We start from the raw sequence: 25,130 nt of genomic DNA, 5'->3' as shown, positions 1-25,130 counted from the left end.
GACGGCCGTGAGCAGCACGCAGGAGTTTTCGCAGCCGGCCCCGTCCGCCACGACGACCGGCTCCGCAGGGACAGACGGGGCCACCGGGACAACCGGATCCGCGGGGACAGCCGGTGCCGTGGCGCCGGACTGCACCGCCGGGCATCCCGAAGCCCCCGTCGTCCGCAGCTTCGTCGCCCTCGGCGACTCCTTCACCGAAGGCATGTCCGACCGGCTCCCGGACGGCAGCTACCGCGGCTGGGCCGACCTGCTCGCCGCGCGTCTCGCCGCCCGCGCCGAGGAGACTCCCGCACCCTCCGCCGCAGGGACGCGGCAGGATGCCGAGGAAGGCTTCCGGTACGCGAACCTCGCGGTGCGCGGCAAGCTCATCGGGCAGATCGCGGCAGAGCAGGTGGACACCGCCGCGGCGATGAACGCCGACCTGGTCACGCTCGTCGGCGGGCTCAACGACACGCTGCGCCCCCGTTGCGACATGGCCAGGGTGTGCGGCGTGCTGGAGGAGTGCGTGGCGAAGCTGGCCCCCAGCTGCGGGCGGCTGGTCCTGATGCACAGCCCCGGACGCAACGGTCCCGGACTGGAGCGCTGCCGGGGCCGCATGGAGCAACTGTTCGCCTTCATAGACGAGTTGGCCGAACGGTACGACGCGACCGTCGTGAACCTGTACACCGGTGCGTCCCTGGCCGATCAGCGGCTGTGGGACGTCGACCGGCTGCATCTGACCGCAGAGGGCCATCGCCGGGTGGCCGAGGCGGTCTGCCAGCAGCTCGGGCATCCCGCGCTCTCGGACTGGCGCGCACCGCTCCCGGCGTCTCCCGCACCGGCGTGGCTCGCGCGGCGCCGTGCCGATGTCCGCTTCACGCGCGAACATCTGCTGCCCTGGATCGGCCGGCGGCTGACGGGCCGCTCCAGCGGGGACGGACGGGCTCCGAAGCGCCCGGAGCTGACCGCGCTGGCCTGCGAGGACACCCAGTAGAGGCCGGTGCGCCACCCCGTAGAATCGGGCGGTGTGACTGACAAGCCCCGCATCCCCGACGTCCTCGCCTCCCGCTACGCGTCCGCCCAGCTGACCCGTCTGTGGTCCCCGGAAGAGAAGGTGGTGCTGGAGCGGCGGCTGTGGCTCGCGGTGCTGCGCACCCAGCGCGACCTGGGCGTCGACGTCCCGGAGCAGGCGCTCGCCGACTACGAACGCGTGCTCGGAGACGTCGACCTGGCCTCCATCGCGGAGCGCGAGCGGGTCACCCGCCACGATGTGAAGGCCCGCATCGAGGAGTTCAACGCACTCGCCGGGCACGAGCACGTGCACAAGGGCATGACCTCCCGCGACCTGACGGAGAACGTCGAGCAGCTGCAGATCCGGCGCTCCCTGGAGATCGCCCGGGACCGTACGGTCGCACTCCTGGCGCGCCTGGGCCGGCTCGCGGGTGAGCACGCGGAACTGGTCGTCGCCGGACGTTCGCACAACGTCGCCGCACAGGCCACGACACTCGGCAAGCGATTCGCGACCGCCGCCGACGAACTCCTCGCCGCTCACGGACGGTTGACGGATCTGCTCGCCCGCTACCCGCTGCGCGGCATCAAGGGCCCCGTCGGCACCTCGCAGGACATGCTGGATCTCCTCGGCGACGAGGAGAAGCTGGCCGAACTGGAGCGCAGGGTCGCCTCCCATCTCGGCTTCTCCCACGCCCTCACCTCCGTCGGGCAGGTCTATCCGCGCTCCCTCGACCACGACGCCCTCACCGCGCTGGTGCAGCTCGCCGCCGCGCCCTCGTCGCTTGCGAAGACGATCCGGCTGATGGCCGGGCAGGAGCTCGTCACCGAGGGGTTCAAGGAGGGGCAGGTCGGTTCCTCGGCCATGCCGCACAAGATGAACACCCGCTCCTGCGAGCGCGTCAACGGCCTGATGGTCGTCCTGCGCGGCTACGCGTCGATGACGGGCGAGCTCGCAGGCGACCAGTGGAACGAGGGCGACGTCTCGTGCTCCGTCGTGCGGCGGGTGGCCCTGCCCGACGCCTTCTTCGCCTTCGACGGGCTGATGGAGACCTTCCTGACGGTGCTGGAGGAGTTCGGCACCTTCCCCGCCGTCGTGGAGCGCGAACTGGACCGCTACCTCCCCTTCCTGGCCACGACGAAGGTGCTGATGGCGTCCGTACGGGCCGGGGTCGGCCGGGAGAGCGCACACGAGGTGATCAAGGAGCACGCCGTGGCCTCGGCGCTGGCGCTGCGCGCGGGTGCGGAGCGCAACGAACTGCTGGACCGGCTCGCCGAGGACGAGCGGATCCCGCTGGGACGCGAGGAGTTGGGCGCCCTCATGGAGGACCGGCTCGCCTTCACCGGCGCGGCGGCCGGCCAGGTGGGCGCGGTGATCGCCCGTATCGAGGAGGTCACCAAGGAGCACCCGGAGGCCGCCGCCTACACGCCTGGAGCGATCCTCTGACGCGGCGCGCTCCTCGCCTGAGCCGGGAGGAGCTGGAGGCCGCCCGCGGCAGACTCGTCCCGGACGTGACCGCGGAAGGGCTGAGGGTGCTCTTCTGCGGCATCAACCCGGGCCTGATGTCGGCGGCGACGGGGCATCACTTCGCCCGGCCGGGCAACAGGTTCTGGCCGGTCCTGCACGCGTCCGGGTTCACGCCGCGCGTGTTGCGGCCCGACGAGGAGCGTGAACTGCTGACGTACGGGCTGGGCATCACCAACGTCGTGCAGCGGGCCAGCGCACGGGCCGACGAGCTGAGCGACGAGGAGTACCGGGAGGGCGGCAGGCAGCTCGCGGAGAAGGTGACCCGGCTGCGGCCGCTGTGGCTGGCCGTCGTGGGTGTGACCGCCTACCGCACGGCCTTCGGCGAGCGAGCGGCTCGGATCGGCCCGCAGGAACGGCTGATCGGCGGGGCGCGTGTATGGGTGCTGCCCAACCCCAGTGGCCTCAACGCCCACTGGACGCCGCAGGCCATGGCCGAGGAGTACGCCCGGCTGCGGGAGGCGGCCGCGGCCGGGCAGGGACCGGCGGCGGAGGCCTCCCGCCCCGGGCCGGAACGGGGGCGCAGGACAGGGCCTAGGGAGGGTCGTTGACGGTGACGGCGGCGATGAGCTGGAAGGGCAGCTCGGGGCCCTGCTGCGAGACGCCCACCGCTATCCACCGGCCGTCCGCCTGCCACAGCTCCACGTAGGGGACGCCGCCGCTCAGCCCCTGCCACGGCTCGGTCATCTCCTCGCCCTCCGTACTCCGCGTCAGGACGCCGTACAGGCTGACGACCTGCGGCTCGCCCCACCGCCGGGTGAGCAGCATGCTCAACGCCCCGCACTCCGCGCCGTATTGGTCCTCCGTGGCGGAACGCGCAGTGCCGTCGTCCTCCCAGAAACCCTCACTCGTGGACAGCTCCGCCACGTGGTAGCCCGGGCCGCTGACCACGCCGGCTTCCCTGCCGTGCCGGGCGGGGAAGTGCCTGGCGCGTAACAGCTCGATGGTGGCCAGGTGTTGTGCGAGGTCGCTCATCGTCCCAGTAAACCGTCCACGGCCGACATCCGGATACGCACGAGGGCGGTCACGGGCAGGGCGGCGGCCGGGGCCCGTTGCGAGGCGGGCGCCCGCAACGGGGCGGCACCGGCCGCCGGTCCCGCCCGTCTCACGTGTCGCGGCGCCGCAGAGACAGCCAGCCCGCGCCCAGCGCGGCCGCCGCCCACAGTGCCGTCACCCCCAGGCCGGTCCACGGGCCGAGGGAACTCTCCTGGGTCTGGTGGAGCACCAACTGGCCTGCCCTGTCCGGCAGATAGCCTGCGACGCTCCCCGCGGCGTCGCTGATGACGAACCCCACGATCAGCAGGAAGGGGATGAGGACGCTGAGTACGGCGATCCCGCTGCGCAGCAGAGCGGTCAGGCCCGCCGCCAGCAGCGCCATGAGCGCGAGGTAGAGGCCGCACCCGACGCACGCCCGCAGGGCTCCGGGTGACGTGAGACCGAGTCCGCCGTCCCCGAGGAACGCCTGTCCGGACAGGAACGTGACCACACCCGTGACCAGGCCGGACGCCAGGGCCAGACCGCCTACGACCGCCGCCTTGGCCGCGAGGAGAAGGTTGCGGCGCGGCACCGCGGCCAGGGACACCCGCAGCGCCCCGTTGTGGAACTCCGAGGAGAACGCCACCACTCCGAACGCGATCGACCGCACTCAGGCGGTGATCGTGGCGTACGAGTCAGGCTTCGCAGCGCCCGGGTGAAGGCTCCCCTACTCGCGGTAACACACCGCACCGGATACCATCCGTCCCTGGACTCAGGCAGGGAGGCGGACTTGGCGCGGCTCTCCGGCAGAGATCCTTCTCTGCTGCGACGCATCAACTCGACCGCCGTGCTGCGCGTGCTGCGCTCGGAGTTCGGCCGCGCCCCGCTGACGCTGACCGACCTCGCGCAGGCCACCGAGCTGTCCCGTCCCACCGTCGAGGGCGTCGTCGAGGGACTTGTCGAAGCGGGTCTGGCCGAGGAGAGCCCCGGCGGCACGGAGCACGCGGCACGGCGCGGACGTCCGGCGCGCCGCTTCCGCTTCCGCGCCGAGGCCGGGCACGCGCTCGGGGTCGAGATCGGATCGCACCGCACGGCAGCCGTACTGGCCGATCTCACCGGCGGCTTCACCGGCACAGTCACCCACGACGTCGACGAGGAAGCGGGCGCGGAGGAGCGGCTGGCGCAGGCACACGGCACCGTCGCCGAGCTCCTCGATGCGAGCGGGGTGGGGTGCCGGTCGCTGCGCGCTGTGGGCGTGGGCACACCGGGCATCGTCGATGCCGACGGCACCGTGCGGCTGAGCACCGCACTGCCCGGATGGACGGGACTGCAGCTCGGCGAACGGCTGCGCGAGGCGTTCAACTGCCCGGTGCTGGTCGAGAACGACGCCAACGCCGGTGTCGTCGCGGAGCGTTGGCAGGGGGCGGCGGCAGGTGCCGAGGACGTCGTCATGGTGCTGGTCGGGCTGAGCCCCGGCGCCGGGTCACTGATCGGGGGGCGGCTGCACCGCGGGTTCGGCGGGGCCGCCGGGGAGATCGGCGCGCTGCACCTGCTGGGCCGCGAGGCCACTCCGGAGCGGCTGCTCTCGACCACCGGTGAGCCGCTCCATCCGCTAGACGAGACGGCCGTGGCCCGGGTCTTCGCCCTCGCCCGCGCGGGCGACGAGCGCGCGGAGCGGGCCATGGAACGGTTCGTGCAGCGGCTGGTGCACGACGTGGCGGCGCTGGTACTCGCGCTCGACCCCGAACTGGTCGTGATCGGCGGCTGGGCATCAGGGCTGGACGACGTACTGGAGCCCCTGCGCGGCGAGTTGCAGCGTTACTGTCTGCGGCCGCCGCGCGTCGCGCTGTCGGAGCTGGGCGAGGCGGCGGTGGCCACCGGAGCGCTGCGGCTCGCTCTCGACGAGGTCGAGAGCGAGCTGTTCAGCGTCAACGCCGGCTGAGACGCGCTCCGGCGCGGTGCCTGCGGTGGGCCGGTTCGGCGGGCCCGTCGGCGCCCGTCATCAGGGGCTCGGGCACCTTGCTGTCGCCGAAGGTGAGGCGGCAGGTGTCGGCACGGTAGGTGGAGACCCCTACGGCGGCCGTGGTGCCCTGCGCGATGTAGCAGGTGGTGACGACCAGCACGGGAGCGCCGGGCAGCCGGTCGAGCTGCCGTGCGTCGTCGGCGCGTACGGAACCCAGCTCCACGGTGCGCTCCTGGCCCTCCAGGTCCAGGCGCTGCAGCTCCCGCAGCACGGCGCGGCCGCGTGCGGCACCGGCACCGGGCTCCGCGGCGGGCAGCGCGGGGACCGAGGAGTGCGGTACGTAGAGCACCTCGGTCGCCACCGGCTGACCGTGCGTCATGCGCGTACGGCGCACGGAGTGGACCGGCTCGCCCTGCTCATGGCCCAGCAGTGCGGCAACGCCGGCTGGGGGCGCGGTCTCCTCGCTCTCGCCGGTCTGCCAGGCGTCGTCCGGGGTGCCCGGCCAGCCCTGCTCGCCCTGGACGACGTCCACGCCGAAGCGGGGCGGAGCGACGGTGGTGCCGACGCCGCGCCTGCGCTGCAGCCTGCCCTCGAGTTCGAGCTGTTCGAGGGCCTGCCGGAGGGTGGCGCGGGCGACGCCGAAACGTGCGGCCAGTTCGCGCTCGTTCGGCAGGATCTCGCCGACCGCGAACTCGGAGTCCAGCGCGTCCGACAGCACGGTCTTCAGGTGCCAGTACTTCGGCTCCGGCACCGTGTCCAGCTGTGTGGTCCCCACTGTGGCTCCGCCTTCCCCTGTCAGCCTGCCGCGTTCCGGACGGGCTTTATGCGTGCTTGTTTTTTAAAGGTCCTTGCGTATGGCCGACCTTAAGGCCGCCATAAGAGTTGGTCAAGACCAATCCGAAACGGGTGAGATCTGGCCATGACCAGCCGGGGGTGCAATGATCGATCATCGTTCATCAATGAAGGTGAGGAGCCATGACCACACGGCAGCGGATCACGGTCGTCACCGGCGGCAGCCGCGGCATCGGAGCAGCCGTCGCCGTGCGCCTGGCGCGGGCGGGACAGCACGTGGCCATCGGGTACGAGCGCTCACGCGAAGCCGCCGAGAGAACAGCGCAGGCGGTACGCGCCGAAGGGGTGCGCGCCCTGGCCGTACAGCTGGACACCAGCGTCGAGGCGGACGTGGACGGGCTCTTCACCACTGTGCGCGAGGAACTGGGGCCCGTGACGGGCCTGGTGAACAACGCCGGAGTGACCGGGCCCCTCGGCCGCTTCACCGAGACGCCGACGGACGTGATGCGCCGCGTCCTCGATGTGAACGTGCTCGGTGCGCTGCTGTGCGCGCGCCGCGCCCTGCTGGAGATGTCGACCGAGCACGGCGGCGACGGCGGCAGCATGGTGAACATCTCCTCGGCGGCGGCGACCCTCGGCGCTCCGGGCGAGTACGTGCACTACGCGGCGTCGAAGGCGGCCGTCGACGCGATGACGGTCGGCCTCGCGAAGGAGTTCGGGCCGGAGGGCGTACGGGTCAACTCGGTCCAGCCCGGGGCCGTTCTGACGGAGATGCACGCCACGATGGGAGACCCGGAGCGGCCCTGGAAGAAGGCGGCGGCAATTCCGGTGGGACGGCCGGGCGAGCCGGACGAGGTCGCGGCCGCGGTGGCGTGGCTGCTCTCGGACGAGGCGTCGTTCACGAACGGTGCGGTGCTGCGGGTCACCGGCGGAATCTGAACGGACCGCCCTGGCACCGGCCGTGGCCGGTGCCAGGGCGGTCCGTTCAGGGCGATCCGTTCAGGGCATGCCGCTCAAGGGGTCCGCAGATGAGCCAGCTTGTCCGGGTTGGCCAGCAGATAGACGGAGCGGATGCGGCCGTCGGCCACGTCCAGGAACATCACAGCCGCCGGCTTGCCCCCGATGGAACCGACGGTGGCTGCCGCGCCGTTGAGCTCTGTCAGGGCGAACTCCATGTCGGCGAGGCCCTGTTGGGCGATGCCCAGGATGAAGCGGCTCACCTTGCCGGCCGAAGTGATCGTCCGCAGCGGCGCCTTGGCCTTGCCTCCGCCGTCGCCGACCACACGCACGTCGGGTGCGAGCAGCTCCAGCAGGCCGTTGATGTCGCCGCGGGAGGCGGCGTCGAGGAACCGCGTCGTCAGCTCACGCTGCTGTGCCGGGTCCACCTCGTAGCGGGGGGTGCGCTCCGAGACGTGCGCACGCGCACGTGAGGCGAGCTGCCGTACGGCGGCCGGGCTGCGGTCCAGCACCGCGGCGATCTCCTCGTGGGGGAAGCCGAACGCCTCGCGCAGCACGAACACCGCACGCTCCAGAGGCGAGAGGGACTCCAGGACCACCAGCACGGCCACCGAGACGGACTCGGCCAGCATCACGCGGTCGGCGCCGTCCGGCACCTGACCGGCATGGATGTCGGTGGGCAGCGGCTCGGGCAGCCACGGTCCGACGTAGGTCTCGCGACGGTGCTGCGCCGAGCGCAGCCGGTCCAGGGCGAGCCGGGTGGTGACGCGTACGAGGAACGCCCTGGGCTCCCGCACCTCCCCGCGCCCGGCCGAGGCCCAGCGCAGCCAGGCGTCCTGGACGATGTCCTCGGCGTCTGCGACGCGGCCCAGCATGCGGTAGGCCACGCCGAGCAGGACCGGCCGGTGCTCCTCGAACACCTCGACCTCGGTCGCATCGCTCTCTTCGGCGTCCACGGGCCCATGATGTCACCCGCTGCCGGGACCTCCTCACGCACGTACGCCTGTGCGCCGGCACGTGCGTTGCCCCGGGAGGCTTCCGCGGCGGGCCACTTGCTGACATCGTGTCTACGAACGCCCGGGCGGCGCCGGCCGTTCCGTGTCCGACGTACGAGCAATCCACGAGGAGTGCAGCATGACCTCCGTCGCCTCCCCCCACGCGCCTGTGCCGCCCACGGAGTCCTTCGTGCACGTCACCCGGGCGGGGCAGCCCGGCTTCGACCTCGCCTACGAGCGGCGCGGCAGCGGCGAGCCCGTCGTACTGCTGCACGGCATCGGACATCACTGGCAGGCGTGGGAGCCCGTGCTCAGCATCCTCAGCGCCTCCTGCGAGGTGATCGCGGTCGACCTGCCGGGCTTCGGTGCCTCCCCGGAGCTGCCGGACGGCGTCTCCTACGAACTCGACAGCGTGATACCGCTGCTGAGCTCCGCGTTCGACGCCCTGGAGCTGGAGCGTCCACATGTCGTCGGCAACTCCCTGGGCGGTCTGCTCGCTCTGGAGCTGGCCCTGCACGGACACGCGCGCTCGGTCACGGCCCTCTCCCCCGCCGGTTTCTGGACCGGCGCGGAGAGGCGCTACGCCTACGCCGTACTGATGGGCATGCGGGCAGGCGCCAAGGGCATTCCGGACGGACTCCTGCAGCGGATGGCCCGCAGCGCGGCGGGCCGGGCGGCGCTCACCAGCACCATCTACGCGCGGCCGGGCCGCCGTTCACCCGAGGCGGTCGTGGCCGAGACCCGCTCGATGCGTGCGGCGACCGGGTTCGCTCCGACCCTCAAGGTGGGGCGCAGCCCTGACGTGATCTTCAAGCAGGACATCCCGGACGTGCCGGTGACGATCGGCTGGGGAGACAAGGACAGGCTGCTGCTGCGCCGCCAGGGGGCGCGGGCGAAGAAGGCGATCCCCGGCGCGCGGCTGGTCCCGCTTCCCGGCTGCGGGCATGTGCCGATGAACGACGACCCGGCGCTGGTGGCCCGTCTGGTGCTGGAGACCGTACGGGCGGTCTGAGCACCGGCGGAGGCCGTGAACGCGTGAGGGGCCCGGCACGGTGCCGGGCCCCACGCGTTCAGGGCAGGGGCCGGTGACCTTCCGGCACCGCTTCCCCGTCGGGCACCGGCCCCGGCGGTGTGCCGTCACCGAAGGGTCTGCCGCCCAGCTGCTCCCGGTGGTGCGGGGTGAGCCAGCCGGCGAGGTCGGGACCCGCGGGCACGATGCCTGTCGGGTTGATGCCGGCGTGGACGCCGTAGTAGTGCCGCTTGATGTGGTCGAAGTCGGTGGTGTCGCCGAACCCGGGCGTCTGGTAGAGGTCCCGCGCGTACGCCCACAGCACCGGGTCCTCGGTGAGCTTGTTGCGGTTGCACTTGAAGTGGCCGTGATAGACGGCGTCGAAGCGCACGAGGGTGGTGAAGAGGCGGATGTCGGCCTCGGTGATGCTCTCCCCCACCAGGTAGCGGCGGCCGGCCAGCCGCTCGGAGACAAGGTCGAGCCGCCGGAAGACGTCGCCGTAGGCCCCCTCGTACTCCTCCTGACCAGTGGCGAATCCGGCCCGGTAGACACCGTTGTTGAGGTCGCGGTAGACGCCGTCCATGACCTCGTCGATCTCGTCGCGCAGCGCTTCCGGATAGAGATCCGGGGCGCCCGCACGGTGCAGATGCGTCCACTCGGTCGCCAGATCGAGGGTCAGCTGCTGGTAGTCGTTGGTGACGAGGCGGCCGCTGGGGACGTCGACGACCGCGGGGACGCTCACACCGCCCGGGTACTCCTTCTCGCGGGCGTCGTAGGCCTCGTGCAGGAAGCGGATGCCGAGAACGGGGTCCTCGTCGCCGGGGTCGAGCGTGAAGCGCCAGCTGCGGTCGTCCTGCAGGGGATCGGTGACGGCGAGCGACAACGCGTCCTCCAGGCCCAGCAGCCGCCTCGAGACGGCGGCCCGGCTCGCCCACGGGCAGGCCCGGCTGATGACGAGCCGGTATCGCCCTGCCTCCACCGGCCAGCCGTCCGCAGCGTCGGCGGTGATCCGGTCCGCGAAGTGGCTCTTGGACCTCTTGAATGCCTTATTCCCGTACGCGGTGTTGCTCTGGGCCGTGTCGCCGGTGGTGGACGTGTCGCCGTCGAGGCTCAAGGTGCGGTTCCTTCCCTGTGGGTCTCCGGTGACCCTCTACCCCCGTGCGGGCCCGTCCACCTGCGGCCGGGCGGTGACATTCCGGAAACGCCGGGCGGAAGGGGCCGCTCAGCCGGTGCCGTCCTCCGTACGGCACCGGGGGCCGGGGCCGGCACCGGGGCCGGGGGCACCAGGCGGCAGCCGCCGCCCCGGGCGCCGTCAGACGATCTCCTCGCTCATCTCCGCCAGTTCACGGTCGCCGCTGCCGCTGCTCAGGGTGGGCGTCGTGTACGAGCCGCGTCCGGCGACCGCCCACCAGAACGAGGCGAGCCCCAGCACGCAGATCAGGGCGACGGGTGCGTAGTTGAACGAGTCGACGTTGATGGGGTTCGTCTGCGGGAGGCAGAAGAGCACGGTCACGAACGCCACCCACACCACGGCAGTCCAGCCGATCGGCACACCCCAGCGGCCGAGATTCCACTTCCCCTGCCGGAAGCGCTCCTTGTAGCGCAGCCGCAGGAAGATCGGGATGGCGTAGGCCGGGGTGATGCCGATGACGGCGATCGCCGTCACCGCGCCGTACGCCGCCTTGCTGAAGAGCGCCGGTGAGGCGAGGAGCGCGGCCACGGCGACGGTCAGCAGCACGGCACGGGCCGGCGTACCGGTGCGGGGGCTGACGCGCCGCCACTGGGCCGAGAACGGCAGTGCACCGTCACGGGAGAAGGCGAAGACCATGCGGCTGGCGGCTGCGACCTCGGCGTTGCCGCAGAAGAGCTGAGCGATGATCACGATCAGCAGCAGCAGCTTCGCGCCGGTCAGGCCCAGCGCGTCGAGGAAGATCTGTGCGGGTGGCACACCGGTCGCGCTGTTCTGGGTGCCCGCGTAGTCCTGGATCGCGAAGGTCACCCCGGCCAGCAGGACGAAGCCGGCGACCCAGGACCATCCGACGGCCCGAACGATGCCGCGCGCGGCGCTGACCTCGGCGTCCGTGGTCTCCTCCGACAGGTGGGCGCTGGCGTCGTATCCGGTGAAGGTGTACTGGGCGAGCAGCAGCCCGATCATCACCACATACAGCGAGCTCGACCAGCCTGTGTCGTTGACGAACTCGCCGAAGACGAACGAGGCGCTGCGGTGCTCGGACGGTATGAGCGCGAGCGCGGTGACGATCACCGTCACACCGGCGAAGTGCCACCACACGCTGACCGAGTTGAGGACGCTGACCAGCCGCACTCCGAACAGGTTCAGCGCCGCGTGCAGCATGAGGATGCACAGGAAGATCAGCATGACGACGCCCGGCGTCGGCTCGACCCCCCACTGGAGGTTGAGCAGCGCGCCTGTGAACATCGCTGCGCCGTAGTCGATTCCGGCGAGGGTCCCCAGCAGGCCGAGCAGGTTCAGCCACCCGGTGTACCAGCCCCACCGGCGGCCGCCGAGCTGGTCCGCCATGTAGTACAGGGCACCGGAGGTGGGGTAGGCGCTGGTGACCTCGGCGAGGCCGGCGCCGACGAACATCACCATCAGGCCCACCAGCACCCAGCCCCAGAGCATGACCGCGGGTCCGCCGGTGACCAGGCCGAACCCGTACAGGGTCATGCATCCGGAGAGGACGGAGATGACGGAGAAGCTGATGGCGAAGTTGCCGAACGGGCCCATGCGGCGGATCAGTACGGGGTGATACCCCAGGTCGCGCAGCTTGGCGTCGTCGTCGATCCGGTCGTCGCGACGCGGCCTGACGTTGGGGATCAACGGAAACCTCCTGGGTGGTGCGAGGGGACGGAAGCGGGTGGCGGCGGGTGCGGCGGAACAGTGGCGGGGCGGCGGTTGCTGGATCGCGGCGACCGGGTTGCGGTCCGGCCGCGGCGGTCAGCTGTCCGCTGCGAAGGACTCCTCGCGGGCCCGGCAGTACTCGGCCCTCGCCGATTCGGGACGTTCAGGGTCCTCGGCGACCTGGAGCCACGGCTGCTGCGTGAAGTACGGGCCCAGCGCGGCGAAGACGCGTGCCGCGTCCGCCGCCCGCTTGCCCGCCCACAGAGCGTGCGCCAGGTGGTTGAGGTCCAGTACGGACTGGCTGGTGGGGTCCGTGTGGTCGAACCAGCCCTGCAGGGCCGTACGGGCGTCGAGGGCGACGGGATCGTGCGCCCACTGCTGCCGCAGCAGCGGATCGTCCTTGCCTTCGGCGATCTGGCGCCGGTACTGCTCGACGTAGGCGTAGAGCGGGAGCGCCAGCAGGGCCGAGCCGGCAGGCGCCCAGGAGGAGACCCAGCGGACGAAGTCGACCGCGGACGCGTGGGTGGAGAAGCTGCCCTCGGAGCGCGCGTGCAGGAAGTGCAGCATGCGGTGGTGAGCCTCGCGGTTGTATCTGTCGCGTTCGTAGACGCGGTAGAGCAGCCCCCACGGTCCGGGCGGGAGCATCGGCTCCGCGGCGCGCTCGCGGTGCTCGCCCCGCTCCTGGCGCTCGTCGAGACGGGCCAGGGCCAGCAGGCACACCCACGGCACCGGGTCGGCCGGCAGCAACTCGGCCGCGGCATGGCACTCCAGACGAGCCGCCTTCTCCAACTCTCCGGCGCTGAAGTGGTGTTCACGACGGGCGCGGACGGCGCGCTCCACCGCGACCCGTGCGGACATCATCCGCGCGTCGGCGTTGCGCGGGTCCTCCTGCAGCCAGGCCTCCACGACCTGTGACCCCGCCGCCACGACGCCCAGCACCTGCGAACGGGCCGTGCGCAGCCCCCATGAGGTGCCCGTACGGTCCAGCAGCATGCGCATGGCCACCCAGCGCCCGGCGCGCAACTCCTCCAGGGCGCCGCGCAGTTCGTTGTCGAATCCGGCCGGGCTGTAGACGGGGCGGATCCCTCGGCCGGCTCCCCCGGTCGTGCGCCGCATCAGTTCCGCTCCGTGGCCACCGGGCGCGACGGCGAACGGCGCGTCGGGCTGATCGGGGACGGCGGCGGGTGGTGCGGCATCACGGAAGTTCCTCAACGGCTGGGGCGGGGACCGCGGCATGCCGGCGACCGCGCGAAGCGGACGAGCAGGGAAGCGTGACCGCGTGTCCCGGTTTCATCACCGAACCTAACTCCTCGGAGGTCACAAGCCAGCAGTGGGAAATGTGACGGTCCTGCGCCGAAAGTCCGCGAACGGTCGTCGACCGGCATCCCTGCCGCTTCCGCGTCCGTCTTCCAGGCTCATCTCCTCCGCCCCACCGCGGAGAAGAAGGTGCCGTCGTGGGCGCCGCGCGCGTGGGGGACCGCGCTGACGCGCCAGGTCAGGATGTAAGGAGAGAGCTTGGAGGCAGCGGCGACACACGTCAAGACCCGTATGGGGTGTGCGACTTGCGCGGCCTTCGTACGCAGCGCACGGAACCCTTTCTGCAGTTGCTGCGTCGGTGTTCACTGAGTCCGGTGTTCGTTCGCTGTGCTCGCCGAGGTGTCGCGTGCACCGCCCGCGAGGCGGTGATACGTATCGCCCGTTCCGGTCCGTACCGCCCTGTTGTCCGTCCGCGATCCAGGAGGCTCGTCCATGGCGCACGAGGACCCCATCTTCCGCACCACCGGCGGCACGGCGCCGGGACGGCGTGCGATGCTGCGCGGCTCACTGGTCGCGTCCGCCGCCTTCTCCCTGCCGGCGTTGTCGGGTGCCGCACCGTCACAGGCGCTCGGCGGACGTCCGCGGGCGAAGTGGGGTGTCCAGACCGGTGATGTGACGACGTCGTCGGCTCTGGTGTGGGTACGGTCCGACCGGCGGGCCCGGATGGTGGTGGAGACCTCCGCGACGGAGTCGTTCCGGGGCGCCCGCCGCTGGGAGGGCCCGGTGGTGGGCCCGGGCACGGACTTCACGGGCGTCACCCCGCTGCGTGGGCTGCCGGCGGGGGAACAGGTCTTCTACCGCGTCACGCTCGCGGATCCCGACGACCCGCGGCGTACGGGCGAACCGGTTCGCGGCACCTTCCGCACCGCGCCCGGCAGACGGCGGCAGGGCGTGCGTTTCCTCTGGTCGGGAGACCTGGCCGGGCAGGGCTGGGGGATCAACCCCGACCGCGGCGGCTACGCGATCTTCGAAGAGATGCGGCGTCTGGATCCGGACTTCTTCCTCAACAGCGGCGACACCATCTACGCCGACGGGCCCATCGAGGAGAAGGTGGCGCTGCCGGACGGCGGGGTGTGGCGCAACGTCACCACCGAGGAGAAGTCGAAGGTCGCCGAGACCCTCGCGGAGTTCCGCGGCAACTTCCGCTACAACCGGCTGGATGAGAACTTGCGCCGGTTCCAGGCACAGGTGCCCTCCGTCGTCCAGTGGGACGACCACGAGGTCCTCAACAACTGGTACCCGGGCGAGATCATCGACGACGACCGCTACAAGGTGAAGGACGTCGACACTCTCGCCGCCCGCTCGCTGCGCGCCTTCGCCGAATACCACCCGCTCACGAGCCTCCCGGCGAAGGACGAGGACGGGCGAGTGCACCGCGTCGTCCGCCACGGCCCGATGCTGGACGTCTTCGTCCTCGACATGCGGACCTACCGCAACGCCAACTCCCCTGGCAGGCAGGAGCAGGACCCCACGGGAATCCTGGGCGAGGCGCAGCTGAAGTGGCTGAAGAAGGAGCTCTCGCGCTCGCGGGCCGTGTGGAAGGTGATCGCCTCCGACATGCCGATCGGCCTCGTCGTCCCCGACGGGACGACGGACTTCGAGGGCATCGCCCAGAGCGACCCCGGTGCGCCGCTGGGCCGGGAGCTCCAACTCGCCGGACTGCTGCGGCACATCAAGCGTGAACGCATCACCGGCACCGTGTGGTTCACCACGGACGTCCACTACACCTCGGCACAGCACTACGACCCCTCGCGGGCGGCCTTCAAGGACTTCGAGCCGTTCTGGGAGTTCGTCTCGGGGCCGCTCAACGCGGGAGGATTCCCCGCCCTGAAGCTCGACGGGACCTTCGGACCGTCGCAGGCCTTCGTCAAGGCGCCGGAGAAGGCCAACACGCCGCCGTCCGAAGGCGGCCAGTACTTCGGGCAGGTCGACATCGACGGCGGCAGCGGCGAGTTGACCGTGAGGCTGCGGGAGCAGGGGGGCGAGACGCTCTTCACCAAGGTGCTGCAGCCCGGCCGGGTCGGCCAGTGAGCCACGGGAAGGTGACGCCGTGAGCGGCGCCGGCCGCCCCCCGCCCGGTGAGCCCCTCAACTATCCGGGCGCGGGCGCCACCGCGGACGCCACGGGGAGCCGCCCGGCCGGCTTCCGCACGCTGCACGTGAGCACTCAAGTCGGTTCGGGCGGGGCCGACTTCGAACTCGCGGCGGAGGCGGTGATGACATGGCGCCTCCACCGGGCCGCTGGTGTGCGTTTCGTCACCGAGGCGCGCCGTGCGGCACCGGGAGTGGAAGTCCTCGTCGGCCTGGGCTGGGGCGGGCTTCGGGTGAACGCGCCGTGCCGCGTGGTGTGGACGGCCGACCGGGAACGCCGCACCGGATGGGGGTACGGGACGCTGCCCGGTCACCCGGTGCGGGGCGAAGAGGCGTTCGTGGTCGTACAGGACGAGGACGGCACGGTCCGGCTGGACGTACTGGCCTTCAGCAGGCCGTCGGCCTGGTTCACGGTGGCGGCGGGCCCACTGCTGCCGGTGTTCCAGCGGTGGTACGCGCGCAGGTGCGGACGGGTCCTGCGGCGGCTCGTACGCACCGGACGGAGAACGGGCGAGGGCCCCGAAGCGCGCACGGGCGCGCCCCCGGGCGGCGGCGCGGCGGCGGGCGGGGGAACCGGCCCCGGCCGGGGCGAAAGCGGCCATCACGACGGCCGGGAAGAAAGCGGCACCGAGGGGACAGATCAGCCTTAACCCATCGGTCACAAGGCGTTCTTGATCGGGCAACGCCGGTGCTTGAGAGTGGCTTCATGACTGACTTGTCACACAACGAGCACCCGGCTCCACAGCGTCTCCGCAACCTCTTCGCAGGCTGCGTCGGCGACTGGCGGTCGCTGCTCCGCAGGCACCGCCCGCAGTCACCGGCGCGAAGCGCCGAGGGCTGCGCGGCCGGGGTGAAGTCCCCGGGGACGGCGGCGGCTTCGCTGTGGCGGGTGCGCACGACTGTGCCGGACGAGCCGGGGACGCTCGCGCGGCTGTGCGCGGCGTTCGCACGGGAGGGTGTCGACATCGTCTCGCTGCAGACCTTCCCTCTGGGCCTGCGGCCCGGCGAGACCCCGTACCTCGGCCTGCGGCCCGGTGGCGGTCCGGACCACGGGCATCGCCCGGAGACCGGCGCCGGGCCCGGTGACCGCACGGGTACCGGGCAGGACGCCCGTGAGCAGGCCATGGACGAGTTCGTGCTGCGCGCACCCGCCCGTCTGGAGGCCGGCGGGCTCGCCGGGATCGTGAACGCCGCCGGCGGCAGCAGCACTTGGGTCGAGCGGGCCGACGCCCACGACCTCGTCGACACTCCTACCCGCGTGCTGCGCCTGGCCGCCCGCACCGCCGTCGACACCGCCGAACTGCCGCTCGCTCTGCGGCAGTTGCTCGGGCGGTGCACCGTGCGGTCCGTCCCGGCCGTCTCACCGTTCGCCGGTGCGCCGTCGCCACTCGAGGTCCCGCCGGAAGGCACGTGCGAGGGGACTGTGCTGCGCCTGCCCGATCCCGCCGGCGGCGTCCTCGTCGTCGAACGGCCCCAACTGCCTTTCACCCCCGCCGAATTCGCGCGGGCCGCCGCGCTCGTGGAGCTGGACCGCGTGCTGGGTGCCGGTGTAAGGGTGCCCCGATCCCCGGACGCGCTGTCGCTGCCGGACGGCTGGCCGGTCACCGTACGGCGCGCCGACACCGGTGATCTGGAGGCGGCGCTGGAGATGCACGAGCGGTGCTCGAAGACGACGCTCAGGCAGCGCTACCACGGTCCCGTGGGCGAGGCCGACCGTTACCTGCGGCACCTGCTCTCACCGCGGTTCGGCCGGACCCTGGCCGCCCGTACGGCCTCGGGGAAGCTCGTCGCGCTCGGCCATCTGCTGTGGGACGGGGACGAGAGCGAGGTCGCGCTCCTCGTCGAGGACGACTGGCAGCGCAGGGGAATCGGGAGCGAACTGCTCTGCCGCCTGGCGCGGTTGGCGCAGGAGGCGGGTTCCTCGGACATCTACGCCGTCACGCAGGCATCCAACACGGCCATGGTCTCGGCGATGCGCAAGCTGGGAATGCCCCTCGACCACCAGGTCGAGGACAGCACACTCGTCATCACGGCCCGGCTGGGCGGCGCAACCGCGCCCGCGGGTGAGGTTCACGCACCGGCCGCCGCGTCGTCCGTGCCCCGAAGCCCCGGCTGAACCGGCTGAACCGGCTGAACCCGCTCGCAGGGACGGGCACACCCGGGCGAAGTCCGCCCGGGTGTGCGGCGGCCCGGCGACCGCCCGCCTCCCGGCAGGCCCCGGCACAGCGGATGCTGATGACGCCGGGGGCCTGCGCATACCAGGATGGGAGCATGTCCGATCCGATGAACTCCACCCCCCTGCCGCGACAGGTCGCCGACGCTTACGTCGACGCCCTCGTCGAACTCGACCCGATCACCGGTACGTACCTCGGCGTACCGGAGAGCCACGGCCGCTTGCCCGATTTCTCCCCCGCAGGCCAGGAAGCGCTTGCCGAGCTGAGCCGCACGACGCTCCGCCGGCTCGCCGAGGCGGAGGAAACGCCCGGAGCCGACAGCGACGCGGAACGCCGCTGCGCACGGCTGCTGCGCGAGCGGCTCACGGCGGAACTCGCCGTGCACGACGCCCAGGAAGGGCTGCGCGCCGTCAGCAACCTCCACTCCCCCGCCCACTCGGTACGCGGGATCTTCACCGTCATGCCGTCCGAGACCCTGGAGGACTGGACGGCCGTCGCGCAGCGTCTGCGTGCCGTCCCGGACGCTCTCGACGGCTACCGGGAGTCGCTGGAGGCAGGCCTCGCCAAGGGTCTGCACGCGGGCCCCCGCCAGGTCTCGACCGTCCTAGGACAGCTGGAGGAGTGGGTCGGCGACGGTGACGACGGTGACGGCAAGGGATGGTTCGCCGCCTTCGCGGCGGAGGGCCCCGACGCGCTGACGGAGGTCCTCGCCTCCGCCGCCGCCGACGCGACCGGCGCGGTCCGGGAGCTGCGCGACTGGCTGCGCGAGGTGTACGAGCCGGGTGTCGCGGGATCGCCGGAGACCGTCGGACGTGAGCGGTACGCCACTTGGGCGCGCTACTGGAACGGCGCCGACCTCGACCTGGACGAGGCGTACGCCTACGGCTGGTCCGAATTCCACCGACTGCTCGGTGAGATGCGCACCGAGGCGGAGAAGGTCCTGCCGGGTGCGTCCACGCCGTGGGAGGCGCTGCGGCACCTCGACACGGAGGGCGAAGCGGTCGAAGGCGTCGACGAGGTCCGCGAGTGGCTCCAGGGCCTCATGGACGAAGCCATCGAGAAGCTGGACGGCACGCACTTCGAACTGGCAGAGCGGGTCAGGCGCGTGGAGTCCCGCATCGCGCCCCCGGGCGGCGCGGCCGCGCCGTACTACACGCAGCCGTCGCTGGACTTCTCACGTCCCGGCCGCACCTGGCTGCCCACCATGGGAGAGACCCGCTTCCCCGTCTACGACCTGGTCTCCACCTGGTACCACGAGGGTGTGCCGGGCCACCACCTGCAGCTGGCGCAGTGGACGCACGTCGCGGACGAACTGTCCCGCTACCAGACGACGGTGGGCATCGTCAGCGCCAATGCCGAGGGCTGGGCGCTGTATGCAGAGCGGCTCATGGACGAGCTGGGTTTCCTCGTCAACGCCGAGCAGCGGCTGGGCTATCTGGACGCGCAGATGATGCGGGCGACGCGCGTCATCGTCGACATCGGCATGCACCTCTCGCTGCGTATCCCGGACGACTCGCCGTTCCATCCGGGCGAGCAGTGGACTCCTGAACTGGCCCAGGAGTTCTTCGGGATGCACAGCGGCCGGCCGGCGGACTTCGTCGAGAGTGAGCTGGTGCGCTATCTGGGAATGCCCGGACAGGCGATCGGCTACAAGCTGGGTGAGCGTGCCTGGCTGACGGGGCGTGAGGCGGCGCGCAAGGCGCACGGTGACGAGTTCGACCCGAAGAAATGGCACATGGCGGCGCTGTCGCAGGGGTCGTTGGGGCTGGACGACCTGGTCTCGGAGCTGTCCGCGCTCTGAGGTCAGCTCGCCCGGCGTGAGACGCCGCGCGGTATGTGGCCGGCCGGGCGAGGCATCCGGCACGCACCGCGCGGCGCTTCCATGCGCGGGTTCGCGTTCGCTGAGGAAGTCGTCGCGGCGATGTCCCCTCAGCGATTTGGCGACAAGTCGCCCCGTCGACTGATGGTTTCATTGACCGGGCGGCCCCCTCTCCCCGGCACGCCACGGCACTCCCGTGCAGCCACGGCCGCACGGTCAACGGGCGAAGCCGTTCTCGGAGTTGATGACCTCGCCGGTGATCCATGCCGCCTCGTCCGTCGTGAGCCAGGAGACGAGGCGCGCGGGGTCGTCGGGCGTGGCCCAGCGTCCGTCCGGGAAGAGCGCGGCGACGGCGGCATGTGCCTCGCCCTGCAGATAACCGGTGTCGACGGGCCCCGGGTTGACCGCGTTCACGGTGATGCGGGGTGCCAGCGCCGTCGCGAGCGTACGTACGGACGAGGCGAGGGCTCCCTTGGCCAGGCTGTAGCAGATCTCCTCCGGCATGCCGCCTCGTACGTCCTGGCCGGACGTCATCACCACGACGTGGCCCGGGGGCGCTTCACCGGGGCGCGGGAGGCGTGCGAACGCCTGGACAAGAAGGATCACCGAGCGGGTGTTCACCGCCCAGTGGGCGTCGAGCATCCCGGCGTCGACGGAGTCGAGGGGGCCGTCGTTGCCGCTCAGGGCGTGGTTGGCGACGAGGATGTCGAGCCCGTTCCCGCCGAGTGCCTCCGCCGCCTCGCCGACAAGGCGCGACGGTGCTCCGGGCGCGGTCAGGTCGCCGGGCCCGTGCGCGACGGTCGCACCTGGCACGGCGCACTCGCGCACGGCGTCGGCCAGCGCATCGGGGCCCTCCGGGTCGCTGCCCCAGGGCTGGGCGGAGTCGTGCGGGAGGTGGTGGTGCGTGTAGACGCTCGCGCCGTAGGCGGCGAGCCGGCGTGCGACGGCGTGGCCGATGCCGGCACGGCGGCTGGCTCCGGTGACGAGGGCGGTGCGGCCGGCCAGCGGCAGCGGGTCGCGGCGGGGTGCTGAGTGAGCAGGCATGGCGGACAGCCTGATATGCGGCGCCGGCTGCGTCACGTGGTTTTCCCGGCTCCGGGCTGTGCGGCACCCGGTCAGGCGTCGGCAGGTGACGACCGGTGCCGCAGCGCGGAACCCTGCCGGGACTTGGTGACCTCCAGCTGGACGGGGATGCGCTGCCGCAGGTCGGCGACGTGGCTGACGATGCCGACGCAACGGTCCCGCTCCCGCAGGGAGTCTAGGACGTCGAGGATCTCGTCGAGGGTCTGCTCGTCGAGACTCCCGAAGCCCTCGTCGATGAAGAGCGTCTCCAGCCTTGTGCCGCCCGCCTCGTCGGTCACGACGTCGGCGAGACCCAGGGCCAGCGCGAGCGACGCCGAGAACGTCTCGCCGCCGGAGAGCGTCGCGGTGTCGCGCTCGGCTCCCGTCCATGCGTCGATGACGTGCAGGCCCAGCCCCGAGCGTGCCCGGCCGCCGGCGAGGGCGTCGGAGTGCACGAGGGTGTAGCGGCCGGCGGACATCCGCGCGAGGCGTTCGCTGGCGGCCGCGGCGACCTGCTCCAGGCGTGCGGCGAGCACATAGGACTCCAGCCGCATCCGGCGTTCGTTCTCGGCCGAGGTGCCGGCGGCAAGACCCGCGAGGCGCGCGACGTGTTCGTGAGCTTCGCGCAACGGAGCGAGCTCGCGTGCACCGGCCGCCGCCTGCCCGCTGAGGGTGTCGAGCTCGGAGCAGCGGGTACGGGAGGCGTCCTCCGCGGCGGAGGACGCACGCAGCCGCCGGGTGGCCTCGTCCGTGGCGCTCTGTGCGGCGTCGGCGTCCGCGGGCGGCAGTGCGGCCGCGGCGATGAGCACCGGGTCGTTCAGCTCCGCCCCGACGGTGGCCTCGGTGGCACGCCACTCCTCCAGCCGCGTCTCCAGCACGCGCTGTTCCTCGTCGCCGAGGACGGCCGACGCCGCGTCGGCCGGGCTCCCGAACCCGGCACGGGCGGCCGCGGCGGCGAGCTGGGTGCCGGCCTCCTCGACTCGCCGGCCGGTCTCCTGTGTCCTGCGGGCCGCTTCCGCCGCCTCGGTGAGCGCGGCGGTGCGGCGCCGCAGGGTGGCGGCCCGTTCGGTGACGCTCGGCGCGTCGCCCCGGGCATGCGCCAACTCGGCGCTCAGCGTGGCCAGTTCACGCTGGAGGGCCTCACGGTGCGACGTACGTGCCGCTGTGCGGCGCTCGGCTTCGCGCATCTGGGCAAGGCGCTCCGAGTGCTCCCGCTCTGCGCGGGCCAGGGCCTCGCGCGCGGCGTGCGCGTCGGCCGCCGCACTGTGTGCCAGTCCGTGATTCCTGTCCAACTCGGCCACCGCGGCGGCCAGTTCACCGGTCTCTTCCCCCTGCGACTCGGCGCGGGCCGCCGCCAGCGCCTCCCGTACCCGGTGCGAGGCGGTGTCCGCCTCCTCGCGTGCCGCCTCGGCGGCGCGGTACGCGGCCAGCGCGCCGTCCTCGGCGGCCTGGTCGACTGCTCCGGCTCCGGCGCGAGCGGGTCGGGGGTGCGCGGTGGCCCCGCATACGGTGCAGGGCTCGCCCTCCCGCAGTTCCGCGGCGAGTTCGGCGGCGATGCCGCGCAGCCTCAGGTCCTTCAGCCGCAGCCACTCCTCGTGGGCGGCGGCTGCACCTTCGCGTGCGTCCAGCAGCCGCCGGCCGGCGTCCTCGGCATGCTGTGCCAGCTCGTCGCGCCGCCGGGCCGCGGCGAGGCGGAGCTTCGCGGGCTCCAGCCGCCCGGCGAGCTGCTCGGCCCGGGTGGCGGCCTCCTGCGCGGCGTCGACGCGCCGCTGGTGAGCCTCACGTGCGCCGTCCCAGCCGGACAGCCACTCCGACGCCTCGCGCAGGGCCTCCTCGTCCGTACGCGACTCGCGCTCCAGCGCGGCGAGTTCGGCCTCGACGTCGTGGCGGCGCTGCTCGGAACGCCGGGCGGCCTCCAGCGAGCCGAGCTCCTGCCGGAACTCCCCCGCCAGGCGTGTCAGTTCGTCCGCCGGTGCGTCGCCCAGCTCCGGAGGCAGCTGCCGGCGGTGTCGCGCCTGCCCGGCCAGCGCCTCCTCGTGGGCGGAGGATGCCGAGGTGTGCAGGGCCACGGCGGGGGCGACTCCGGCTGCTGCGCGGGCCCGCTCGAGACGCTGCCGTGTCTCTTCGCGCTCCGCCGAGCGGGCCTCCAGGTCGCGGGCGCACCGCTCGGCGTCCGCGTACTGCCGCTGCCGCCGGGCGAGTTCACGGGTCTCGGCCAGCTGGGACATGGCCTCGGTGTGGGCTGCCTCGGCGGTGGCCGTGGCGATGCTGTCGGCGTCGAGCCGCTCACGCGCGCTCGTACGGGCCAGAGCGGCCCACTCCAGCACGGCGGCGGTCAGCCCCGGGTCCCCCGGTGCCAGGCCGGCGCCGTTCGCGGCCTCGCGCGCTGTGCGCTGCCCCTGCCTGCTCCTTCCGCCCCGCTGGCCGGGCAGACCGGACGCGCCGGACGCGTCCTCCTCGCCTCTCGGCGCCGAGCCCGCCGGCGCGGAGCCCGGCGGCAGTGCGTCCAGGCCGCCGACGCCGCCGAGCGCCTGCCGCATTCGGTGAAGCAGGCCCAGCAGGGCCTCGTCCCCGGCACGCACCTCGTCCTGCGCGCTGCGGCGCATGCGCGCCAGCTGCTCCTCCGCGGCGGCGAACCGGCCCGTGTCGAAGAGCCGGCCGAGGAGCTTGGCGCGGTCCTCCGCACCGGCTCGCAGGAACCGCGCGAAGTCGCCCTGCGGAAGGAGCACCACCTGGCAGAACTGATCTCGGCTCATCCCGGTCAACTGCGCGACCTCTTCACCGATCTCCTGGTGGGAGCGGCTCAGGCCGCGCCACTGTCCGCTCCCCGCGTCGTACTCGCGCAGCCAGGACTGAGCGCGCTCCCGGGTGCTGCCGGTGCCGCGGCGTTTGGGGCGGGTCTGCTCGGGGCGGCGGGTGATCTGCAGACGTCGGCCGCCCACGGTGAGGTCGAGCACGACCTCGGTCAGGGTGCCCGGTGCGGCGTGGTCGCTGCGCAGGGTGCCGCCCGGCTGCTGGCGCACGCCCGGCACCGTGCCGTAGAGGGCGAAGCACACGGCGTCGAGCACGGAGGTCTTGCCGGCGCCCGTCGGCCCGTGCAGCAGGAACAGCCCGGCGGCGGACAGTTCGTCGAAGTCGACCTGCTGGGTGCCAGCGAAGGGCCCGAAGGCGGTGACCGTCAGGGTGTGCAGCCTCATCCGCGGGCCTCCGCGCGCTCCGGCGCCTCACCGGACGCGTCCTCGGCGCGCGCGGCCTCGAGGGCTTCGCCGAGCATCCGGCGCTCGCGGTCGTCGGCGGTGCGCCCCGTACGGACGTGTCCGACGAAGTCCTCGGCGATCTCCTGGTCGCTGCGTCCCTTCAAGCGGCGTGCGTATGAGACGTCCGTGCCGGTCTCCGGCGCGGGGTCGGGGTCGAAGACGAGGCTGACGGTGTGCGGGAAGCGCTCCGCCAGGCGGGCCATGGGCGCGTGCGGCCGTGCCGCGTCGGTGAGCGTGGCCTCGACCCACGCCTCTTCGTGCGGGGCGTGGGCCGGATCGTGGAGCAGCTCCTCCAGGCTGCCGCGCAGCCTGGCCAGGGGACGCGGTACGGGGCAGCCGACGCGACGTGCCTCGACGCTCCCCGCCGCGTCGAGGTCGACGAGCCACATCGACTTGCGGTGTGCGGCCTCGGAGAAGGAGTAGGCGAGGGGCGAACCCGAGTAGCGCACGCGCTCGCTGATGGTCTGACAGCCGTGCAGGTGGCCGAGTGCCGCGTAGTGGACTCCGTCGAAGACGGAGGCGGGCACGGAGGAGACTCCGCCGACGGTGATGTCCCGCTCGCTGTCGGAGGATTCGCCGCCGTGCACGAAGGCGTGCGCGAGCACGACGGAGCGGGTGGTGGGCGGGCGTGAGGCGAGATCGGCGCGCACCCGGTCCATCGCGGCGCGCAGTACGGCGGTGTGGCCGCTGCCCTCGGCTCCCAGTGCGGCGGAGGCGAGCGCGGGTTCCAGGTAGGGCAGCCCGTAGCAGGCCACGTCTCCGTGCTCGTCGGAGAGCAGCACCGGGGTGCCGCAGCCTTCCGGGTCCGTACGCAGGTGGACGCCGGCGTGCCGCATGAGGCCGGAGCCGACGCCCAGGCGCCGGGCCGAGTCGTGGTTCCCGGAGATCATGACGGTGGGCACGCCGAGCTGCGCGAGCCCGTGCAGCGCCTCGTCGAAGAGCGCGACGGCGGCCAGCGGCGGCACCGCGCGGTCATAGACGTCGCCCGCCACGAGGACGGCGTCGACCCGCTCCTCCTCGACGGTGGCGAGCAGATGGCCGAGGAACTCCCGCTGCGCGTCGAGCATGCTGACGCGGTGAAAGCCCCGCCCCAGATGCCAGTCCGATGTGTGCAGCAATCTCACAGCACTGCTCCCGCCCGCACGCGCGCGCTCCTCCGTCGTCAGGTCGCCTGAACACCGACTGGTCTACCAGCCGGCACTGACAACGCGGCAATCGGCACGTCCGGCTGTGGCCACGGCGGAGGGTCGCCCGGCCGCTCCCAACAGCCTTACGGCGCCGCCGGCCTGACGTCACGTCGTCGCGTCCGCGGGGACGGGAAGGCGAGGTGCAGGCCCCCGTGGTCCGC

At 72.5% G+C, this 25,130-nt stretch carries 19 protein-coding genes and 1 pseudogene; 10 read left to right on the top strand and 10 right to left on the bottom strand.

What is annotated here, in order from left to right; all coding sequences use genetic code 11:
* Positions 1–202: 202 nt before the first annotated feature.
* From AN215_RS00605 to mug, 3 genes are read left to right on the top strand one after another with little or no spacing between them, the layout of a single operon-like run.
* The gene (locus tag AN215_RS00605; protein WP_079122571.1) at positions 203–973 is read left to right on the top strand and encodes an SGNH/GDSL hydrolase family protein; all 771 of its coding nucleotides are present in this window, start codon (positions 203–205) and stop codon (positions 971–973) included.
* A 33-nt stretch (positions 974–1,006) separates the two neighbouring features.
* On the top strand, positions 1,007–2,434 hold the full coding sequence (gene purB, locus AN215_RS00600) for an adenylosuccinate lyase (protein ID WP_070008726.1): 1,428 nt from the start codon (positions 1,007–1,009) through the stop codon (positions 2,432–2,434).
* Between the two features lie 17 nt (positions 2,435–2,451).
* Positions 2,452–3,063 (top strand): G/U mismatch-specific DNA glycosylase, encoded by a 612-nt coding sequence (gene mug, locus AN215_RS00595; protein WP_107374245.1) that lies wholly within the window; start codon positions 2,452–2,454, stop codon positions 3,061–3,063.
* Here the strand turns inward: mug and AN215_RS00590 are convergent.
* Positions 3,047–3,487, bottom strand: a complete 441-nt coding sequence (locus AN215_RS00590; RefSeq protein WP_070008725.1) for a hypothetical protein — start codon at positions 3,485–3,487, stop codon at positions 3,047–3,049. The genes mug and AN215_RS00590 overlap by 17 nt on opposite strands.
* A 130-nt stretch (positions 3,488–3,617) precedes the next feature.
* A pseudogene (locus tag AN215_RS00585) lies at positions 3,618–4,157 on the bottom strand (ABC transporter permease); the annotation flags it as partial.
* Between the two features lie 120 nt (positions 4,158–4,277).
* Between AN215_RS00585 and AN215_RS00580 the strand changes: the two are divergent.
* On the top strand, positions 4,278–5,429 hold the full coding sequence (locus tag AN215_RS00580) for an ROK family transcriptional regulator (protein WP_070008723.1): 1,152 nt from the start codon (positions 4,278–4,280) through the stop codon (positions 5,427–5,429).
* On the opposite strand, the gene AN215_RS00575 is transcribed toward AN215_RS00580, so the two are convergent.
* Positions 5,416–6,225 carry a GntR family transcriptional regulator gene (locus tag AN215_RS00575; RefSeq protein ID WP_079122562.1) on the bottom strand — a complete coding sequence of 270 codons (810 nt, stop codon included), beginning with the start codon at positions 6,223–6,225 and terminating at the stop codon, positions 5,416–5,418. The two genes, AN215_RS00580 and AN215_RS00575, sit on opposite strands and share 14 nt — an antisense overlap.
* Before the next feature lie 200 nt (positions 6,226–6,425).
* Between AN215_RS00575 and AN215_RS00570 the strand changes: the two genes are divergently transcribed.
* Positions 6,426–7,181, top strand: coding sequence for an SDR family oxidoreductase (locus tag AN215_RS00570; RefSeq protein WP_070008722.1), 756 nt, complete (start codon positions 6,426–6,428; stop codon positions 7,179–7,181).
* Between the two features lie 74 nt (positions 7,182–7,255).
* On the opposite strand, the gene sigJ is transcribed toward AN215_RS00570, so the two are convergent.
* On the bottom strand, positions 7,256–8,155 hold the full coding sequence (sigJ, locus tag AN215_RS00565) for an RNA polymerase sigma-70 factor (protein ID WP_070008721.1): 900 nt from the start codon (positions 8,153–8,155) through the stop codon (positions 7,256–7,258).
* A gap of 178 nt (positions 8,156–8,333) precedes the next feature.
* Here sigJ and AN215_RS00560 point away from each other — a divergent pair, with 178 nt between their 5' ends.
* A complete protein-coding gene (locus tag AN215_RS00560; protein ID WP_070008720.1) occupies positions 8,334–9,206 on the top strand; it encodes an alpha/beta fold hydrolase in 873 nt (290 codons plus the stop codon).
* A gap of 58 nt (positions 9,207–9,264) precedes the next feature.
* Here AN215_RS00560 and AN215_RS00555 read toward each other — a convergent pair whose 3' ends face one another.
* From AN215_RS00555 to AN215_RS00545, 3 genes are all read right to left on the bottom strand, one after another.
* Entirely contained in the window at positions 9,265–10,317 is a 1,053-nt protein-coding gene (locus AN215_RS00555; RefSeq protein WP_070008719.1) for a glutathione S-transferase family protein, read from the bottom strand.
* A gap of 198 nt (positions 10,318–10,515) precedes the next feature.
* A complete protein-coding gene (locus tag AN215_RS00550; RefSeq protein WP_070008718.1) occupies positions 10,516–12,042 on the bottom strand; it encodes an amino acid permease in 1,527 nt (508 codons plus the stop codon).
* A gap of 117 nt (positions 12,043–12,159) precedes the next feature.
* The gene (locus tag AN215_RS00545) at positions 12,160–13,179 is read right to left on the bottom strand and encodes a hypothetical protein (RefSeq protein WP_070008717.1); all 1,020 of its coding nucleotides are present in this window, start codon (positions 13,177–13,179) and stop codon (positions 12,160–12,162) included.
* A gap of 633 nt (positions 13,180–13,812) precedes the next feature.
* Between AN215_RS00545 and AN215_RS00540 the strand changes: the two genes are divergently transcribed.
* From AN215_RS00540 to AN215_RS00525, 4 genes are all read left to right on the top strand, one after another.
* Complete coding sequence (locus tag AN215_RS00540) at positions 13,813–15,411, top strand: alkaline phosphatase D family protein (RefSeq protein WP_070008716.1); 1,599 nt, start codon at positions 13,813–13,815, stop codon at positions 15,409–15,411.
* Positions 15,412–15,430: 19 nt separating this feature from the next.
* Positions 15,431–16,120 (top strand): DUF1990 family protein, encoded by a 690-nt coding sequence (locus AN215_RS00535; RefSeq protein WP_070008715.1) that lies wholly within the window; start codon positions 15,431–15,433, stop codon positions 16,118–16,120.
* Between the two features lie 56 nt (positions 16,121–16,176).
* Positions 16,177–17,586 carry a GNAT family N-acetyltransferase gene (locus AN215_RS00530; RefSeq protein WP_079122561.1) on the top strand — a complete coding sequence of 470 codons (1,410 nt, stop codon included), beginning with the start codon at positions 16,177–16,179 and terminating at the stop codon, positions 17,584–17,586.
* A gap of 167 nt (positions 17,587–17,753) precedes the next feature.
* Positions 17,754–19,445, top strand: coding sequence for a DUF885 domain-containing protein (locus AN215_RS00525; protein WP_431306299.1), 1,692 nt, complete (start codon positions 17,754–17,756; stop codon positions 19,443–19,445).
* A gap of 234 nt (positions 19,446–19,679) precedes the next feature.
* On the opposite strand, the gene AN215_RS00520 is transcribed toward AN215_RS00525, so the two are convergent.
* From AN215_RS00520 to AN215_RS00510, 3 genes are all read right to left on the bottom strand, one after another.
* On the bottom strand, positions 19,680–20,507 hold the full coding sequence (locus tag AN215_RS00520) for an SDR family oxidoreductase (protein ID WP_070008778.1): 828 nt from the start codon (positions 20,505–20,507) through the stop codon (positions 19,680–19,682).
* A 71-nt stretch (positions 20,508–20,578) separates the two neighbouring features.
* Entirely contained in the window at positions 20,579–23,722 is a 3,144-nt protein-coding gene (locus AN215_RS00515) for an AAA family ATPase (protein ID WP_070031079.1), read from the bottom strand.
* Positions 23,719–24,906, bottom strand: a complete 1,188-nt coding sequence (locus AN215_RS00510) for an exonuclease SbcCD subunit D (protein ID WP_070008711.1) — start codon at positions 24,904–24,906, stop codon at positions 23,719–23,721. The genes AN215_RS00515 and AN215_RS00510 overlap by 4 nt, the downstream gene beginning before the upstream one ends.
* Between the last annotated feature and the right edge of the window lie 224 nt (positions 24,907–25,130).

This window comes from Streptomyces abyssalis (genome assembly GCF_001751365.1).
Taxonomy (GTDB): Bacteria; Actinomycetota; Actinomycetes; order Streptomycetales; family Streptomycetaceae; genus Streptomyces; species Streptomyces abyssalis.
The sequence above is the reverse complement of the archived record's forward strand: the minus strand, read 5'-3'. Positions and strand labels throughout refer to the sequence as shown.

Coding starts and splice junctions, on each gene's coding strand:
- AN215_RS00525 (WP_431306299.1), top strand. CDS start 17,754: ATGAACTCCACCCCCCTGCCGCGACAGGTCGCCGACGCTTACGTCGAC.
- AN215_RS00590 (WP_070008725.1), bottom strand. CDS start 3,487: ATGAGCGACCTCGCACAACACCTGGCCACCATCGAGCTGTTACGCGCC.
- AN215_RS00570 (WP_070008722.1), top strand. CDS start 6,426: ATGACCACACGGCAGCGGATCACGGTCGTCACCGGCGGCAGCCGCGGC.
- AN215_RS00520 (WP_070008778.1), bottom strand. CDS start 20,507: ATGCCTGCTCACTCAGCACCCCGCCGCGACCCGCTGCCGCTGGCCGGC.
- AN215_RS00515 (WP_070031079.1), bottom strand. CDS start 23,722: ATGAGGCTGCACACCCTGACGGTCACCGCCTTCGGGCCCTTCGCTGGC.
- AN215_RS00560 (WP_070008720.1), top strand. CDS start 8,334: ATGACCTCCGTCGCCTCCCCCCACGCGCCTGTGCCGCCCACGGAGTCC.
- AN215_RS00605 (WP_079122571.1), top strand. CDS start 203: ATGTCCGACCGGCTCCCGGACGGCAGCTACCGCGGCTGGGCCGACCTG.
- AN215_RS00530 (WP_079122561.1), top strand. CDS start 16,177: ATGACTGACTTGTCACACAACGAGCACCCGGCTCCACAGCGTCTCCGC.
- AN215_RS00545 (WP_070008717.1), bottom strand. CDS start 13,179: ATGCGGCGCACGACCGGGGGAGCCGGCCGAGGGATCCGCCCCGTCTAC.
- AN215_RS00540 (WP_070008716.1), top strand. CDS start 13,813: ATGGCGCACGAGGACCCCATCTTCCGCACCACCGGCGGCACGGCGCCG.